Annotated in this window: 11 protein-coding genes; 3 read left to right on the top strand and 8 right to left on the bottom strand. The window is 65.1% G+C overall.

Going from position 1 to position 18,361, the window contains the following annotated elements; all coding sequences use genetic code 11:
- Positions 1-2 precede the first annotated feature (2 nt).
- The 7 genes from G4G71_RS05155 to thiI form a co-directional block, all read right to left on the bottom strand.
- Positions 3-608, bottom strand: coding sequence for a DUF924 family protein (locus G4G71_RS05155; RefSeq protein WP_169935847.1), 606 nt, complete (start codon positions 606-608; stop codon positions 3-5).
- Positions 608-1,621 carry a class 1 fructose-bisphosphatase gene (locus tag G4G71_RS05150; protein ID WP_169935845.1) on the bottom strand — a complete coding sequence of 338 codons (1,014 nt, stop codon included), beginning with the start codon at positions 1,619-1,621 and terminating at the stop codon, positions 608-610. Before G4G71_RS05150 ends, G4G71_RS05155 begins: the two co-directional genes overlap by 1 nt.
- 230 nt (positions 1,622-1,851) lie before the next feature.
- Positions 1,852-3,759 (bottom strand): esterase EstP, encoded by a 1,908-nt coding sequence (gene estP, locus G4G71_RS05145; protein WP_169935843.1) that lies wholly within the window; start codon positions 3,757-3,759, stop codon positions 1,852-1,854.
- Positions 3,760-3,859: 100 nt separating this feature from the next.
- Positions 3,860-5,224, bottom strand: coding sequence for a DUF3999 domain-containing protein (locus G4G71_RS05140; RefSeq protein WP_169935841.1), 1,365 nt, complete (start codon positions 5,222-5,224; stop codon positions 3,860-3,862).
- Complete coding sequence (locus tag G4G71_RS05135) at positions 5,221-8,955, bottom strand: DUF2339 domain-containing protein (protein ID WP_169935839.1); 3,735 nt, start codon at positions 8,953-8,955, stop codon at positions 5,221-5,223. The genes G4G71_RS05140 and G4G71_RS05135 overlap by 4 nt, the downstream gene beginning before the upstream one ends.
- A 349-nt stretch (positions 8,956-9,304) precedes the next feature.
- On the bottom strand, positions 9,305-11,125 hold the full coding sequence (gene typA / locus G4G71_RS05130; RefSeq protein WP_045215809.1) for a translational GTPase TypA: 1,821 nt from the start codon (positions 11,123-11,125) through the stop codon (positions 9,305-9,307).
- Positions 11,126-11,294: 169 nt separating this feature from the next.
- Entirely contained in the window at positions 11,295-12,749 is a 1,455-nt protein-coding gene (gene thiI / locus G4G71_RS05125) for a tRNA uracil 4-sulfurtransferase ThiI (protein WP_169935837.1), read from the bottom strand.
- 332 nt (positions 12,750-13,081) lie between these two features.
- Between thiI and glnA the strand changes: the two genes are divergently transcribed.
- Complete coding sequence (gene glnA / locus G4G71_RS05120; protein ID WP_169935835.1) at positions 13,082-14,491, top strand: glutamate--ammonia ligase; 1,410 nt, start codon at positions 13,082-13,084, stop codon at positions 14,489-14,491.
- Between the two features lie 187 nt (positions 14,492-14,678).
- Here the strand turns inward: glnA and G4G71_RS05115 are convergent, their stop codons facing one another.
- On the bottom strand, positions 14,679-16,886 hold the full coding sequence (locus G4G71_RS05115) for a mechanosensitive ion channel family protein (RefSeq protein ID WP_169935833.1): 2,208 nt from the start codon (positions 16,884-16,886) through the stop codon (positions 14,679-14,681).
- Between the two features lie 194 nt (positions 16,887-17,080).
- On the opposite strand from G4G71_RS05115, the gene G4G71_RS05110 reads away from it, so the two are divergent.
- Positions 17,081-17,608: a DUF4124 domain-containing protein gene (locus G4G71_RS05110; protein ID WP_169935831.1), complete on the top strand. Its 528-nt coding sequence runs from the start codon at positions 17,081-17,083 to the stop codon at positions 17,606-17,608.
- 2 nt (positions 17,609-17,610) lie between these two features.
- Positions 17,611-18,189: a DUF4124 domain-containing protein gene (locus tag G4G71_RS05105; protein ID WP_169935829.1), complete on the top strand. Its 579-nt coding sequence runs from the start codon at positions 17,611-17,613 to the stop codon at positions 18,187-18,189.
- Positions 18,190-18,361 lie beyond the last annotated feature (172 nt).

Genomic DNA, 18,361 nt, shown 5'->3' with positions numbered 1-18,361 from the left:
AGTCAGAAACGTGAGCCAGGTTCCGTGAGGAACTGCGCTTCTTCGGCCGTCGAGTCACGGCCCAGGATGAGATTACGGTGCGGGAAGCGGCCGAAGCGGTCGATCACCACCTGATGTTTGCGCGCATAGGCGAGGTAGCCGGCGAACAGCACCTTCTCGCTCTCGCTGGATTCGCCCTGCAGTGCTTCGTATAGGCGCACCGCCTCGTTCTGGCTGGCCAGCTCTTCGGCGTGCTCCAGCACGATGTAGACGAACACCCGCTCGATACGCGGCAGCTGGCGGTCGAAACCGGCGGCCAGCCCCTGGCGCACCAGTTGCTGGGCGCGGGCGTCACCGACGTAGGCGCGCGGGCTATCTCGGAAGATCATCCGCGGCAGCTGGTCCAGCAGCAGGATCAGCGCCAGCCAACTCTGCGGCTCGCGCTCCCACTCCTGCAGCCCGCCGTCCAGGGCCTGGCGCACCAGGCCGCCGAAACGGTTTTCCGAGTCCACGTCCTGGCAGCCACTCTTGCCGAACCACAGCGCATTGCGCTGGGCGGCGACTTCGTTGGCATCCAGCGAGTTGCCGAACCACCAGTCGAGCAGGGTCTGCCAGGGCGTAGTGGTCATCAGCCTTCCTGGTGGTAGGCGGTGGCGCGCTCGACTTCTTCCTTCGAGCCGAGGAACACCGCGACGCGCTGGTGCAGGCTATCGGGCTGGATGTCGAGGATGCGCTGGCGGCCGTTGGTGGCGGCGCCGCCGGCCTGCTCGATGATGAAGGACATCGGGTTGGCTTCGTACATCAGGCGCAGCTTGCCGGGCTTCTCCGGCTCGCGGGAATCGCGCGGGTACATGAACACGCCGCCGCGGGTCAGGATGCGGTGCACATCGGCCACCATGGAGGCGATCCAGCGCATGTTGTAGTTCTTGCCCAGCGGACCTTCCTTGCCGGCCAGCAGCTCGTCGACGTAGCGCTTCACCGGGGCTTCCCAGTGCCGCTGGTTGGACATGTTGATGGCGAATTCGGCGGTCTGGGTCGGCACGGTGATGTTGTCGTGGGTCATCACGAAGCTGCCCAGCTCGCGGTCCAGGGTGAAGCCCTTGACGCCGTTGCCCAGGGTCAGGATCAGCATGGTCTGCGGGCCGTAGATGGCGTAGCCGGCGGCGACCTGGGTGGTGCCCTTCTGCAGGAAGGCTTCCTCACGCAGGCTGTCGTTCTGGCTCAGGTACTCGTGCGGGCAACGCAGCACGGAGAAGATGGTGCCGACCGAGACGTTGACGTCGATGTTGGAGGAGCCGTCCAGCGGGTCGAAGACCAGCAGGTACGCGCCCTTCGGGTACTTGCCCGGAATCTGGTAGGGGTGGTCCATTTCCTCGGAGGCCATGCCGGCCAGGTTGCCGGCCCACTCGTTGGCTTCCAGGAGGATTTCGTTGGAGAGGACGTCGAGCTTCTTCTGCACCTCGCCCTGCACGTTCTCGGTTTCCATGCTGCCCAGCACACCACCCAGCGCGCCCTTGGAGACGGCGTGGCTGATTTCCTTGCACGCGCGGGCCACCACTTCCACGAGGTGACGCAGGTCGGCCGGGGTGTTGTGACTGCGGGTCTGCTCGATCAGGTAGCGGCTCAGGGTAACGCGGGACATGGAAGGCTCCAGGGGAGAAGATGGAAAAAATCAGGGCGCATTCTAGCGTGGAATCGGTCGCGCCGCCTCCCCGCAGGGAGCCGCGCCGATTGCTTGGAGCCCGCCGGTCACGGGCAGTTCCCCGGCGGCTGAAAGCGCCGCGACCATCGGCCGCGGCAAGCAGTCCGGTGGAAAGAAAACGGGGTGACGGCCGCATCCGCCCGTCACCCCGCCCCATTCACCTCAGACGATCAGAAGTCCAGGCTCAGCGCCAGGTTCACCCCCTGTGCCAGGTCGTCGCTGCTGCGGTGTGCGCTGTAGCCGCCGCGCAGGGTCAGCTCCGGGGTCAGCTTCTGGGCGACGCCAATGGTGGCGCGCTGCAGGTGGCTCTGCGGGGTGTAGCCCTGCAGGCTGAAGCCGATGTCCGGCAGGCTGGTGAAGTTCATGCCGACATTCTGGGTGTCATCGGCATATTCCCGCTCTACCGCGACTTCACCGAACAACTGAGTCTGCGGCGATACGTCGAACTTGCCCTGCAGGCCCACGCCGAGGCGCCGGGAGTAGCGATTCTGCTCGTCATAGGCCAGCGCGGTGGAGCGGCCGCTACCCTCTTCGTAGCTGTCCACTTTCACCCGCGCCCAGTCGGCGCTGACGAAGGGCGACAGGTGCCAGTTCTCGCCGCCCTGGGCGATGTCGTAGCCCAGGCGACCGCTGAAGGCCAGCAGGCTGCCGTCGGTGTCGGCCTTCTCCTCGACTTCGTGGTTGATGATGGTGAACTTGCGGTTGGCATCGTCGAAGTCGAGCTTGCCGCCAGTGACAGAGGCGTCGGCCCACCAGCGGTTCTGCTGGAACTGCACGAACAGGCTGCCCAGGTAGCTGTTGAGCTTGTAGTCGGAGTCGTCGGAACCCAGCTCCAGTTTCTGCCGGTAGAAGCCCAGCGAGCCACCGACGCGCCAGGCGTCGTCGAGACGATAGCTGGTGCCCAGGGTCAGGTTGGCGCCGTAGCCGGAGCCGTCGGCCGCGCTGTCCTGGTCGTCGTAGTCCAGGTGCTGCGCGCCGCCGCTGACGAAGCCGCGCCACTGGTTCACCCCCTGCCAGCTTTCCCAGTCCGCCAGCCACTGGCTGCGCAGTTGGTCCTGGTAGGCGTTGTACGTGCCCAGGGCCATTTCCGGCAGCATGGTCGCTTCCCACGGGGCGGAGAGCACCGAGTAGGCGTAGTCGGCGATCAGGCTCTGGCCGGCGATGGTCGGGTGCACGCCATCGTTGAAGATCAGCTTGGTCGGATCGGGGTTGCTGCCATGGCGGCCATACACCGCGTTCTCGGAGCAGCTGTTGCCGCTGAAGCAGGTGCCGATCAGGTTCTGGTCGGTGGCCAGGCCATAGGCGCCCGGGTTGGCCAGAACTTCCTTGAACATCGCCGGGATGTTCAGCGGAATGACGTTGGCATTGGAGGCGGCCAGCTGCGCGGCCAGCTCCTCGTTGAAAATGCCCGACAGCTGAGTGCCGAAGGATTCCAGCACGGTGCCGTTGGTGGCCGGGGTCTGACCGAGGTCAGGCAGCAGCCAGACCATGATGTAGCGCGCACCGGCGTTGTGCAGCGCATCGACGCTGTCCACCAGTCGGCCAGCGGCGGCGCGTGCCGTGGGGTCGTCGGTGATGCGGAACTGGAGGAAGTCGTTGCCGCCGCCCGTGAGGTAATACAGCGCGTTCGGGTCGGCGCGGTTGTTCACCAGGTAGCCGTCACGGGTACGGCTATTGGAGCCGGAGGTGACGACAGAGCCATCGGGCGCGGTGATGGAATCGTAGATCTGGTCGGTGCGATAGCCGCCGACCGCCCAGTTGTTGCCGTCCACGGTGCCGGGGACCAGCGACGTGGAGGGGTTCAGGTCGGTGCCATTGATGCCCAGCTTGCCGCCCAGGATCATCGGCGCAGTGGGGCCGAAAATCTCGCCGCTGCCGTCCAGGTAGGTGGGGCCGACGCGGTTGGTGAAGCGGGTGCTGGCACCGGCAGGGCCGCCGGCGTCGGCGAACTGTCCGGAATCACTCAGGCTGTCGCCGAAGACGACCATGGTGGAATACGGCGAAGGGGCTGCGGAGGCCTGTGCGGCAATGGCCATCGCGCACGCAGCCGCCAGCGGGGTGAGCGCCTTTCTGATCATTCTGCTACTCCATGCTTTGTTGTTATTCGGTAATCAGAACAACAAGACAGTATCAGAATTTCTACAGGCGACACCCCTATCTTGCGGCGATCCGCGTCGATCAGCCGGCCTGGCGATTGCTCCGCAGCAGGCTCAGCGCCATCAGCGCGAGCAGGCCGACACCTGCCAGCAGCAGCGCCCACAGGCCGTAGCGTTTCCAGTTTGTATCGGCCTTCGCTTCCTTGGCCGTCGCTTGCGTGACGGGAGCCTGAAGAGTGCCCTTGAGCCGTGCCTCGCCCATGCCCGCCAGGCGCTTGGGCTCGTAGCCGGGTACCAGGGTGGTCAACGGCAGGCTGCCATCGGTGATCGAGCCGCTGCCCACCGCCAGCTCATAAGGCGCGCCGCCGCGGGCGAGGAATACCAGCTCGCTGGCGCGCACGCCCACGCTCAGGTGCGCTGTCGAGCCGCCGAGGCCACCACCGCGCGAATCCACTTGCAGGCGCAACTGGCCCAAGGTGCTGCCAGGCAGCTCCAGTTCTTCCTGGGTAATCTCGCCGCCCTGCCCCGGCAGGCGATACAGCACGCCGCGCGCCAGCGGCGTCCACTGCACGTTGCCATCGTGGCGGCCGGAGATCACTACCGGCGCCAGGGTGTTGTCCTGCTGCAGAGGAATCCGCACTCGCTCCACCGGCAGCGCCAACGGCAGGCTCCAGCTGAAGTCGCCATTGTTGTCGGCCTTGGCCGCCAGCGGCTCGGACCAGAGCATCGGCACCGGGCCGCTACTGCTGCGGCTGCCACTGAGCGTGGCGCCCACCAGTTGCGCGGCCTGCTCCGGCGACTCCCACCACAAGCGCAGGTAGCGCGCTGTCTCGCCCGGCAGGGAGATGTCGTTCTGCTCGATACGCTGGCCGTTGAAGTCCAGCCGTGCCAGTTGCCCCTCGCCCAGCGAGCGCCAGTGTTCGAGGTCGTCGCTGGCCTCGATGCGCAGGCGCTGGAAGCCGTCACTGTCGGCCGTCCAATCAAGCTGCAGTCGATCCAGCGGCAGGTCGCCAGAACCGGTTTCGAGCAACCAGCCGCGGAGCACCTGGGGCTTATCCTGCTCGGGCGTATTCGGAGTGATTTCCAGGATGGTGCCGGTGGTGCTGCGAACGATCTTCAGGTTGTCGCCGGCCGTGCTGCCGGAGGTGCCGCGCAACGGGAAGATGCGTGCCTGTACCTCACTGCGCACTTCCTTTTCGCTGGCAGCGCTGGTGCGCAGGCTGTAGGGCAGCGCCTCGCCTTCGGCATTGAAGATGCGTACATCACGCAGGTCGCCATGGCGGGCCGCGAACAGCACTTCGATGGGCAGTTGCACGCGGTACCAAGGGCCGTTGCCGGAAACTTCCAGCGGCACGCGATTGGCAAAATCCGCCGGCGTGGGCGCAGCACCAGCGTGATTACCCAGCAGGCACGCGCCGATGAAAAAAACGAGGGACTTGAGCTTCATGCGGAGGGTTGCTCCTGTTGCGATGACTCTTCGGGCACGGGCCGGCGCGGCGGCAGCGGCGCGAAGTAGCCGACGATCAGCATCAGCACGCCGACACCGATGAAGGAAATGATGCGTTCCAGGCTGCCGCCACTGGCGCGGTCAACCAGGAACAGCTTGATCACCACGACGACCAGCAGCACCGCGCCGACCAGCCAGAAATCACGCCGGCCACGCAGATGCCCGGCGATCATCAGGCCCAGCGCGATCAGGGCCCAGACGATGGACAGCCCGGCCTGCACCAGCATGGACTGGCTCAGCGCATCGAACTCGAACGGCACGCCGCCCCAATGGTGCGCGGTACGGCACACGGCCATGGTCAGCAGGGCGAACAGCGAGGAGCCCAGCACTGCCTGCACCGGCAGGCGCAGGGTGGACTCGGCTACGCCCAGTTGCGGCAGCCCCAGGCGCGTCCACTGGAAGATCGCCGCGAGCACGATGAGCATGCCCAGCTCCAGCGGGTTCAACAGCGGCAGATAGGGCAGCGGGTCGGCCGCACCGTTGCTGAACAGGTTGACCAGCCAGAACCAGCCCAGTAGCGCCAGGGCTACCGGAGCGGCGGCGATGGCGCGGTACTCGCGCTCGAAGGCGGCCACCAGCCACGGCAGGCGCGCCACACCACCCATGAGGATCAGGAACAGGCTCGGTATCAGCGCCCAACCCAGCCAGCGCCAGGCGTTGTAGTGCTCGGCCAGGGCGAAGAACAGGTAGCGCAGCTCCAGCGCCAGCACGCCGAGGATAAGCCAGCAGCCAAGCACATGGGCCGCGCGCGCGGCCAGGCGCGGTAGCAGCGCATCGAGGCGGCGCAGTACGAACAAGTGCACCACAAACACCGCCAGCCAGCCGAGCCAGCCCAGTTCCGCCAGCGGGTGATATTGCAGGTTCCAGGCACTGGCCAGGGCCACCAGCGACACCGGCACCAGCGCCAGGCACAGCAGCGCCAGCGCGCGCCATTGTTCGCGGCGCGCCAGCAGCGACCAGAGGCCCACGCTGATCGCAGCCACCAGCAACGCCACGTGCTCACGCATCTCGCCAGGCACGAAGCGGGCCATCTCCCACAGCGCAGTCAGCGCCCACCAACCTGCGCCCCAGACCAGCAGCAACTGCGACAGCTGCTCTAGTCCAAGGCCGCCCAGCACCAGGTTACGCTCGCGCTCGCTGGCCCGGTGCAGGCGCCAGGCGCCGACCAGTGCGGCCAGCGCCAGTACTGCCGGGGTCCAGAAGCCCATGTGCGCCAACGGCTTCAGGCCTTCGCTGGGCAGGTCGCCGAACAGCGCGGCGCCACCGAAGAGGAACGCACCCGCACCGATCACCTGCAGCACCAGGCCGAAGACGAAGGCCGCACGCTGCTGCAATTGCAGGCTCAGCCAGAGGATCAGCAGGCCGCTGCCCGCCCACACCGCCGCCGCCGTTTGCCACGGCAGCACGAACAGAACGGCGAGGTTGATGAAGGCCAGACCCAGCAGCAGGACGACGCTCAGGCCGAGCATCAGCCGGCGGTCATCGCGGACCATGGAGTCTCGCGCGGCGACCAGCATGCCAGCGATCAGCGCAAGGCCAATCAGGGAGGCCGTCACCAGCCCGCGCCAGCCCGAGCCGAGCACACCGTTACCGGTGTCCGCGCCGTGCAACCGCAGCAGGAAGATTGCGCCCCCCAGCAATTGCACGGCAAAGGCGCAAGCGAGGAAGGTCCGCGAACGCAGGCGCAGACCGGCGAACAGCGTGGCGAGCCCCGCCAAGGCCCAGGCGATGGCGGTCCCCTCCGTGCCCAGGCACAACGGCGCAATCAGGTAGAGGAAGGCCAGGCCCAGCGCCGCCAGTAGCGGGCGAACCTTCGGTTCCCAGCTTCGCAGCACCAGAGGATCAACAGTGCGCAGATTCCAGAAGCTGAACAGCAGTGCGGCGCCGAGCATCAGGGCGCCGAGCGGCGCGCCATCCAGCAGGGGGGAAGTGATCCACGGCGTCCAGCCCAGGCTGGTGACAAACGCCCAGGCCGCTCCGCCCTGCAACAGCAACGCAAAAATCCGCGCCAGCGGTCGCTGCTGGCGCAGGCCGAGCCAGAAGATACCGGCGCCTTCCACCGCCCAGGCGGCGGACGTCCAGCGCGCGTCCAGGCCCAGCGGGATTGCCAGGGTGCCGAATACCACCCCCAACGCCAGGCAGGTTTCCACCAGCAGCAGCGCGCGGCCAGCAGTGCGCCCAGCCAGCACGCGGGCGAGCACCATGTAGAACAAACCCAGCGCCAGCGCGCTGAACGCCGCGCCGAATTCCAAATGCTGGATCACCGCGTACTGCAGGCCGAAACCCACCAGCGGCGTGCCGAACAGCACGGTGCCGTCGACGTAGTCGGTCTGCCGCGCCGACCAGCGCAGCAGCGCCTCGCGGGAGTCATCCTCCGGCGCGCCAGCCGCCTCGCGCAGGCGCCGGCGGGCGAACAGCAGGCCGATAGCGACATAGGTGAGGAAGAACAGGATCAGGAACGGCTCGGTGGTGGCGAACAGTTCCGGCTTGTAGGAGCGCAGCCCCCAGGCGAGGCCGATACCGAAAGTGCCGAAGAAGCCGATCAGGTTGAGCAGGCGCCAGGCCTTGAACCAGGCGATTGCGAAGATGCCGGCATTGAGCAGCGCGAAGTAGCTGAACAGCGCGACATGGCTGCCGCCGCCGGTGGAAGCCAGGATCGGCGCGGCGAAACCGCCCAGCGCGGCAGCGGCAGCAAGGCCCAGCGCATCCTGGAGGATGGCCAGGATCGCCGAGAACAGGGTGACCGCCACCAGCAGCACGAACCCGGCCTGCGGATCGATCAGCACTTCGCCATGGTTCATCGCCGGGTACAACTTGATGCTGGCGAACACCGTCAGGTAGAGCACGGCGATGCCGGTGCCCTGGAGAATCAGCGCATAGGCCGGGCGCCGGTGACGCAGCCACCAACCCAGGCCGAGCAGCGCCAGCGCGGCGGCGGCGGTGCCGATGTACGGCCCCTGCGGCGGCATGGTCATGCCTTCGGTGGCGTAGCGCAGCAGGAAGGCCAGGCCGAGGAAGAGCAGCAGCACACCGACACGCAGCACGGTGTTACCGCCCAGCAGCCAGTCGCGGGCGACCCCGAAGGCGCGGTCGAACAGGGAAGGAACTGGCGGTTGTGGTGGCACCGGCGGGGCGGCAGGAGCCGCTTGCGGCTGAACTTCGGGCTCTTCGACACGCGCCTGGGTTGCTGGCTTCTCCAGGGGTTCAAGCACCAGGTCCGACCACTCGACAGCTGCTTCCTCCCGTGCAGCGGCCGCTGGGGCGGGCGCCAGCTCGTCGGCAGGCAGCTCGATATTCCACTCCAGCTCGGTGGCGACAGCTTCGCTGATGGGCGCCTCGACTTCGGGCTCGCCGTCGGGCCCAACCTCGGCCCTGGACGGAGCAACCGGCATTTCGGGCGCGGCGTATTCGATGCCGGCCGGCGGCACCTGCCCGGCAGCGCCGCGCTCCACCTCCAGCAGCCGCTCATAGAGGGCCTTGGTGCCCTGGTCGAAGCGTTCGCCGAAGGCCTTCAGCTCACCACGAAGGCTGGCGTTCTCCCGCTGCAGGCTGTGCAGCGCGAAGGTCTGTCCCAGTGCGAGGCCCATCACCGCGCCCAATACCGCCCCGGTAATCGACTCGCCCGCAGCGGCGCCGATGACCAGGCCGACCAGCATGAAAATCCATTGCATGCTTTCGAATCCTTGAGGTTCTGTGCGAATCCATCCCGACCCGGACGCGTACGCCCGGACAGCTGAGTATATCGGCCCGGCTCCCTGGCCTGCGTCCACGATCTCACAGCTTCGAATGATCAGACGTCGGAAGGTGTCGTTCGGCCACGCTCCGTGAAAAAGTCAGAAATTTCCTAAAAGGTGACACTTAGCTGTAGGAGCGAGCTTGCTCGCGAACCGCCCAGCTCCGGCGTTACCGGGCAACTCGTTCGCGAGCAAGCTCGCTCCTACAAAGAACAAACCTCCAGCGCGGAAGACGGGCAAAAAAAAGCCGGGCATAAGCCCGGCTTTTCTCATACTGCTGGTCGACTTAGACCTTGGCGCGCTCGTAGCGCTTGCGGTCGTTCTCGTTCAGCATTTTCTTGCGCAGACGGATCGACTTCGGCGTCACTTCCACCAGCTCGTCATCGGCGATGAATTCCAGCGCCTGCTCCAGGGTGAAGCGGATCGGCGGAACCAGGGCGATGACTTCGTCCTTGCCCGAGGCGCGCATGTTGTCGAGCTTCTTGCCTTTGGTGGGGTTGATCACCAGGTCGTTGTCACGGCTGTTGATACCGGCCAGCTGGCCTTCGTAGATCTCGTCGCCTGGGCCGAGGAACAGCTTGCCGCGGCTCTGCAGGGTTTCCAGCGAGTAGGTCAGCGCGGTGCCGGTGGCCATGGAGACCAGTACGCCGTTCTGACGGTTGGTCACTTCGCCGGCCTTGATCGGGCCGTAGTGGCTGAAGGTAGAGGTCAGGATGCCGGTGCCCGAGGTCAGGGTCAGGAAGTTGTTACGGAAGCCGATCAGGCCACGCGCCGGGATGGTGTATTCCAGGCGCACGCGGCCCTTGCCGTCGGGGATCATGTTGGTCAGATCGCCCTTGCGCAGGCCCATCTGCTCCATCACCGAGCCTTGGTGCTGCTCTTCGATGTCGATGGTGACGTTCTCGTAAGGCTCCTGCTTCTCGCCTTCGGCGGTCTCGATGATGACCACTTCCGGACGGCCTACGGCCAGCTCGAAGCCTTCACGGCGCATGGTTTCGATCAGTACCGAGAGGTGCAGTTCGCCACGGCCGGAGACCTTGAACTTCTCCGGGGAGTCACCTTGCTCGACGCGCAGGGCCACGTTGTGCAGCAGTTCCTTGTCCAGACGGTCCTTGATGTTGCGGCTGGTGACGAACTTGCCTTCCTTGCCGGCGAACGGCGAGTCGTTGACCTGGAAGGTCATGCTCACGGTCGGCTGGTCAACGGTCAGCGGCGGGCGCGCTTCGACGTTCTGCGGGTCGCACAGGGTGTCGGAGATGAACAGTTCATCCATGCCCGAGACGCAGACGATGTCACCGGCTTCGGCTTCAGCGACTTCGATGCGCTGCAGGCCCGAGTGGCCCATGATCTTCAGGATACGGCCGTTGCGCTTGGTGCCGTCGTCGCTGATGGCCACGACCGGGGTGTTGGTCTTGACCTTGCCGCGAGCGATACGGCCGATGCCGATCACGCCGAGGAAGCTGTTGTAGTCCAGCTGGGAGATCTGCATCTGGAACGGGCCGTCGACGTCGACTTTCGGCGCCGGGACGTGGTCGATGATCGCCTGGAACAGCGCGTCCATGTTGTCGTCCATCTTCTCGTGGTCCATGCCGGCGATGCCGTTCAGGGCACTGGCGTAGACGATCGGGAAGTCCAGCTGCTCGTCGGTGGCGCCGAGGTTGTCGAACAGGTCGAAGATCTGGTCGATGACCCAGTCAGGACGCGCGCCCGGACGGTCGATCTTGTTCACCACGACGATCGGACGCAGGCCGGCCTTGAAGGCCTTCTGGGTCACGAAGCGGGTCTGCGGCATGGGGCCGTCCTGGGCGTCGACCACCAGCAGTACGGAGTCGACCATCGACATCACGCGCTCAACCTCGCCACCGAAGTCGGCGTGGCCGGGGGTGTCGACGATGTTGATGCTGTAGTCGTTCCATTTCAGCGCGGTGTTCTTCGCCAGAATGGTGATGCCACGCTCTTTTTCCTGGTCGTTGGAGTCCATCACGCGCTCGTTTTCCGCTTCTTTGCGGTCGAGGGTGCCGGACAGGCGCAGGAGCTTGTCTACGAGGGTGGTCTTGCCATGGTCGACGTGGGCGATGATGGCGATGTTGCGCAGTTTTTCGATCACAGTGTCAGTCTCGATAGTGAATCTTCGGCTGCCGATTTCGGCAGCGGGGGCCGGGCCGTGGCGCGGCGGTGCAAAGGTCAGGGCGTGAGCTTACGCACCCAATGTGTCGGGAGGTCGGTGGCGGATGCTGCCGCCGAACAGTCCGGGCTGGCGGCGTTGGTCCGCGCCTTTATTGCGGACGGTAAACACGCACATTGGTGTGCCCTTCGTTGACCAGGTGGTGGGCGTGCAGACGACTCATCACGCCCTTGTCGCAATACAGGAGGTACTGGCGGTTGGGGTCCAGCTCCTTGAATTTGCTGTTGATCGCGTAGAACGGCATCGGCAGTACTTCGATACCCTCGATGGCCAGCGGTTCATCTTCCTGGGCGTCCGGGTGGCGGATGTCCACGACGATCTGGCCGGCCAGCACTTCATCGACCATTTCCACCGCCAGGTCCTTGCCCAGTTCGTCGATCACGCGGTCGACGGTCATCTGGGTGGAGCGTTCCAGGGCACGGTCGAGCACGGCCATGTCGAACTTGGTTTCTTCGTAGTCGACGCGGTGCGGCTTGGCCTGGGTGGTCGGGTTCACCGAGATCACGCCGCAGTACTCGGGCATGTGCTTGGCGAACTCGGCGGTGCCGATCTTCGTCGCGGTGTCGATGATGTCCTGCTTGTGGCTGACGATCAGCGGACGCAGGACCAGGGTGTCGGTCACCCGGTCGATCACCGAGAGGTTCGGCAGGGTCTGGCTGGACACCTGGGAAATCGCCTCGCCGGTCACCAGCGCGTCGATCTCCAGGCGCTCGGCCACACGGCTCGCGGCGCGCAGCATCATGCGCTTCAAGGTCACTCCCATGTAGCTGTCGTCGACCTTGGTGAGAATCTCACCGACCACTTCCTCGAAGGGCACGCTGACGAACAGCACACGCTGGGAGCTGCCGTACTTCTTCCACAGGTAGTGCGCGACTTCCATCACGCCCAGTTCGTGGGCACGGCCGCCGAGGTTGAAGAACACGAAGTGGCTGATCATGCCGCGGCGCATCATCTGGTAGGCCGCCACGGTGGAGTCGAAGCCACCGGACATCAGCACCAGCACCTGCTCCAGCGCGCCCAGCGGGTAACCGCCGAGGCCATCGTGCTGGGCGTGGATCACGTAGAGGCGGTCATGGCGGATTTCCACGCGCACTTCCACTTCCGGGTTCTTCAGCGAGACGCCCGCCGCACCGCAATGCTGGCGCAGGCCGCCGCCGACGTAACGCTCCACATCGATGGAGGTGAACGGATGCTTGCCAGCGCGCTTGCAGCGCATGGAGAAGACCTTGCCCGGCAGCTTGTCGCCGAAATGGGTCTTGCACTTCTCGAGGATGTCGTCGAAATCGCCCAGCGGGTATTCGTGCACTTCCAGGAAGTGGCCGATGCCCGGCGTGCAGGTCAGGCGCTCGATCATCTCGCGCAGGACCTTGGGGTCGGTGACCCGGGTCTCGACCTCGAGGTTGTCCCACTCGCCTTCGACCAGCAGCTCGGGGTCGAGGTCGCGGAGCACCGTGCGAATGTTCTTCGCCAGCTGGCGGATGAAGCGCTTGCGCACCGGCCGGCTCTTGATGGTGATTTCCTGGAAGACCTTGACGATGAGTTTCATGCGAATCGGGCGATTGCCATGGGACTGAAAAAAAGGGGCGGAATTATATCCGAAATTGCTCAAGACTTGAGCAGAAATCGGAGACTTTCTTTTTTGCGCACCAAAATGGACGCACGCACCATGGTGAAGCACCGAAACAGTGCACAAATATCGTGCATTTACCTGATTGCTTGGCCAAAGCCCCGGAAATCAGGGCCCTTGCCCGATAATGGGCACTGGCACGCAACTTGCTCTCTTGTGAGGCAGGTTGCCCTGGCGGAGTATTCCGGCCGGCATCACCCGATACTGGGGCACAAAAAAGCTCCCAGCTCTAATCCCTCCTGGAGGACAGCATGTCGTACAAGTCGCAACAACTGATCAAAGATCATGACGTGAAGTGGGTTGACCTGCGCTTCACCGATACCAAAGGCAAGCAGCAGCACGTCACCATGCCCGCCCGCGACGCGCTGGACGACGAGTTCTTCGAAGCCGGCAAGATGTTCGATGGCTCCTCCATCGAAGGCTGGAAGGGCATCGAAGCCTCCGACATGATCCTGCTCCCGGACGACAGCACCGCCGTGCTCGACCCGTTCACCGAAGAGCCGACCCTGATCCTGGTTTGCGACATCATCGAGCCGAGCACCATGCAAGGCTACGAGCGCGACCCGCGCAACATCGCCAAGCGCGCCGAGGAATACCTGAAGTCCACCGGTATCGGTGACACCGTATTCGTCGGCCCGGAGCCGGAGTTCTTCATCTTCGACGAAGTGAAGTTCAAGTCCGATATCTCCGGCTCGATGTTCAAGATCTTCTCCGAGCAGGCTTCCTGGAACACCGACGCCGACATCGAGACCGGCAACAAAGGTCACCGTCCGGGCGTCAAGGGCGGCTACTTCCCGGTGCCGCCGGTCGACCACGACCACGAAATCCGTACCGCCATGTGCAACGCCATGGAAGAGATGGGCCTGGTCATCGAAGTTCACCACCACGAAGTGGCGACTGCCGGCCAGAACGAAATCGGCGTGAAGTTCAACACCCTGGTTGCCAAGGCTGACGAAGTTCAGACCCTGAAGTACTGCATCCACAACGTCGCCGACGCCTACGGCAAGACCGTGACCTTCATGCCGAAGCCGCTGTACGGCGACAACGGCTCGGGCATGCACGTTCACATGTCCATCTCCAAGGATGGCAAGAACACCTTCGCTGGCGAAGGCTATGCCGGCCTGTCCGATACCGCCCTGTACTTCATCGGCGGCATCATCAAGCACGGTAAGGCCCTGAACGGCTTCACCAACCCGGCCACCAACTCCTACAAGCGCCTGGTTCCGGGCTTCGAAGCTCCGGTCATGCTGGCCTACTCGGCCCGTAACCGTTCCGCCTCGATCCGTATCCCGTACGTTTCCAGCCCGAAAGCCCGCCGCATCGAAGCGCGCTTCCCGGACCCGGCTGCCAACCCCTACCTGTGCTTCGCCGCACTGCTGATGGCTGGCCTGGACGGCATCCAGAACAAGATTCACCCCGGCGATGCCGCCGACAAGAACCTGTATGACCTGCCGCCGGAAGAGGCGAAGGAAATCCCGCAGGTTTGCGGCAGCCTGAAAGAGGCGCTGGAAGAACTCGACAAGGGCCGTGCGTTCCTGACCAAGGGCGGCGTGTTCACCGACGAGTTCATCGATGCCTACATCGAGCTGAAGTCGGAAGAAGAAATCAAGGTGCGCACCTTCGTGCACCCGCTGGAATACGACCTGTACTACAGCGTCTGATCCACGAATACCTATAAATAGCGACAGCATTAAGGCCTCCTTCGGGAGGCCTTTTTTATGGGCTGGAGAAACCGCTGGCGCCTGTGTCTGCGCCTGTAGGAGCGAGCTTGCTCGCGAATCGCACAGCACTGGAGTCACCGGATAACTCGTTCGCGAGCAAGCTCGCTCCTACAACGGGAGGCCGGGATCAGATCCCGCCGTCCGCCGGCGCGCCCTGCTCCTCGTCGTCCTCGCGGCGCGATTTGCGCATGCGCGAGAGCTGCACGTTGAGGCGCGGCATGGCCAGCTCCAGACCTGCCTTGTCGAGCTTCTGCCGCAGGCGCAGGTTGAACGCCCGCTGCACTTCCCACTGGCGAATCGGCGCAGTCTTGAAGCGGAAGCGCAGGATCGCCTGGCCAGCATCGAAGCTCTCGATCCCCTGGATCTCCAGCGGCGACCAGATGGCGCGATTGATCGTGCGGTCATTGCGCAGCTCGCCGGAAACTTCCTTGATCAGCGCCAGCGCGTCATCGATAGGCATGCTCGACGGCACCGGCCAGCGGAACATGGCGTAGCCGAACTGCCGCGAGTAGTTCTTGATGCTCTTGATCTCGCTGAACGGGATGGTGTGGACCACGCCGTCCAGATCGCGCAGGCGCACGGTGCGGATGGTCAGGCCCTCCACGGTGCCGAGGTGGCCGCCGACGTCGACGTAGTCGTCGATGGACAGCGAGTCCTCGATGATGATGAACAAGCCGGTAATCAGGTCCGCCACCAGCGACTGCGCACCGAAACCGATGGCCAGGCCGATGACGCCCGCACCGGCGAGCAGCGGCGTGACGTTCATGCCCATGTTGGCCAGGGCGACGATCAGCGCGATCACCGCGATGGTCACGAACAGCACGTTGCGAATCAACGGCAGCATGGTCAGCGCGCGAGGGTTGGCGCGGTTCTTTCCGCCCATGCCGAGGCTGTGCTGAACGGCGGTATCGGTAAGAATCCAGACCAGCCAGGCGACCAGCAGGGTGGTGCCGAAGCTGAACAGCTTGAGGCTGATCTGCGAGCCTTCGCCTTCGGCGAAGCGGATCAGCGACATGCCCCAGACGCGCAGGCCTATCTCCAGGAAGAACAGCAGGCTGGCGATGTGCAGCAGGGTGTAGCCGAAGCTCTGCAATTGCTCGATGTAGGGCGCATGGCGACGCGCACCGCGCCGGGCGGAGCGCTGGTGCGCGCGACGGATCAGGCCGTTGACGGTCATCGCCACCACCGCCACGGCGGCGCAGACCAGGGCCCGGCGCAAGGCGTAGCTGCTGTCGCCGGCGGTGACGATGGTGGCGAACAGCGAGATGCCCACCAGCACCAGCACCGGCAGGAACCAGATCGAGCCGATCAGGTCGACCAGGTCGCTCAGGCCGCGGCGCTTGAGCCGGCGTTCCAGCGGCTGGTTGCGAATCAGGTGGGCGATGGGCCGGCGGAACTGCAGGACGAACAGCGCGGTGAGCAGCGCCGCACAGATGTTCGCCACCGAACCGACGAACAGCGAGATGTTCATGCCCAGGCTCTCGATGACGCGCGGGTCGTGCATCACCTCGCCCAGCGCGGCGAGGCTGCCGATCAGCCAGAGCGGGCGAAAGGCCCGGCGGCGCAGGATATCCAGCGCACGCATGCGGTGTGGGCCGCTGAGCAGCGACAGGGAGATCACGCACAGGGCGGAGAACAGCGTGCCGCAAACCAGGGTGTAGGCGATCACCATCGCCACCAGCTTGCCGAGCGAGCTGGGCAGGACAACCGACAGGTAGACGGTGATCAGGAAGGCGACCAGCCAGGGGCCAAGCTTGCGCAAGGCGAACAGCAGCAGGTCGCGGGTCTTGGGATGCTGCGGCAGTTCGTCTTCGAGGCCGAAGCGTTTGCGCATGCGCCCGGCGATCCAGCGCAGGCCGAGGGCCACGCAGGCCCAGATGAGGATGACCAGGGCAAAATCGAGGATCATCCCCGGCCATTCCGCCAGCGACGGCGTACGTACTTCCAGTTCGTAGCCCGCGCCCTGGAACAGCTCGGTCCAGCGCACCATCGGGCTGTTGGCGCCTTCGAACTGCTTTTCCAGGCTGCCAAGGGTATCGCCGATCAGGCCGAGCACGCCGCCCTGCTCCTCCGCCCCCTTCTGCGTCGCATCGCGCAGCTGCTTGAGTTTCTTCAGCAGGTCGCCGCGTTGCTGGTCGTTCTCCAGGGTCTTGATCACCTGGTTCAGCGACTGCTCCAGCTGCGCATCGCTGACCTTGGCCTCGCCACCGCCCGTCACCCCGGCCAGCGGCCCGGGAAGGGCCGCCAGCGCAGGCCCGGCGACGGACAAGCCGAGGCCCAGGCAGCACAGCAGCAGCCACTGACGAAGCAGGTAACGAATCGGAATCACAGGCACACCCCACAACGATGGAAAATGACGCTCGTCCGCATCATACAGACGCCGGCGCCAGGCTCGGACCCGTCCCGCGCGGGAAAGGTCCTTCGACGAGCAGCAGCGCACAACGCGCGGCGCCCTGCTGAAAGACAATAGGCAACTTGCCAGCCGCCGTCGGCGGTGCAAGGCTTGGCACGACCATCCGGAGATTCTTCATGCGCCTGATCCTCACCGCCCTGCTGCTCGCCGCCGCATTGCCAGCCAGCGCGCAGATCTACAAGTACACCGACGCCAACGGCAAGACGGTGTTCACCAACCAGCCGCCGACCAACGTCGACGCAAAGCCCGTGGAACTGCCACCGACCAACACCGTCGGCCCGCAGGCTCCCGCCGTACCCGTCGACAGCGGCAGCCAGAACCAGGCGACCGGCGCCTACGCCATTCTCGCCCTGAGCAACTTGCCGGACGACGAATCGCTGCGCCAGAACAACGGTACCTTCCTGGTGAACGTCGTGGTGCAGCCGGCCCTGGCGCCGGATCATCAATTGCAGCTGTTGCTCGACGGCCAGCCCTACGGCGCCCCGACCAGCAGCACCAGCATCGGCCTGCAGAACATCGACCGTGGCGACCACACCCTGGCGGTCCAGGTGCTGCAGGGCAGCCGGGTGATCCAGGCCAGCAGTCCGGTGAGCTTCACCCTGCAACGCATCAGCACCAACAGCCCTGCGCGCAAGGCCAACTGACGATGCGTCATCTGGTCATTTTCCTGTTCTCGGTACTGTTCTGCCTCTCGGCCAGCGCCGAGGTCTACACGTACATCGACAAGGACGGCAATCGCGTCTTCACCGACCAGCCGCCGCGCGGCAACGCGCAAAAGCTGCAACTGGCGCCGACCAACTCCCAGCCCGGCTCGCCCAACGGCGTGCAGATGCCGCCGCCGCTCTACGCACCGGCCACTCCCGCGCTGCCGCCCGGCCCGCCGGCCTACCAGTTGCTGCGCATCATCGTGCCGGAGCCCGATGCCACCGTGCGCGCCAATGACGGGGCACTGATCGTCTCCGCCACCAGCGACCCGGCCCTGTTGCCCGGCCACCTCTACCGCCTGCTGCTGGACGGCAAGCCGGTCGGCGACCCCGGCCGCAGCCCGGTTTTCCCGCTGAACAACATCGATCGCGGCACTCACCAGCTGTCGGTGGAAATCATCGACACCCTCGGGCGCACCATCGAGCAGACGCCCAACCAGCCCTTCCACATGTTCCGCGTTTCCGTGGCCGACTCGCCCGACCTCGACAACAGCCATCCGCTCAGCGTCGACCGTCGCTGACGGCGGCGTGCGGCCAGGCACAAATGCACCATATCGGTGCATATGCCTGCACCACTTTCTATACTCTCCCCATTTCGGGTCACTCCCGCTGAGCGGATCGGCCACCTGCGCACCGCAAATCAGCGCGATGCCGCGAAATACGCGTCTTTTCAGGGCCTGGTTTGCTTCTTGC

Origin of the sequence: Pseudomonas multiresinivorans, from assembly GCF_012971725.1 — a bacterium.
Lineage (GTDB): Bacteria > Pseudomonadota > Gammaproteobacteria > Pseudomonadales > Pseudomonadaceae > Pseudomonas > Pseudomonas multiresinivorans.
This window is presented reverse-complemented; position numbering and strand designations above follow the sequence as displayed.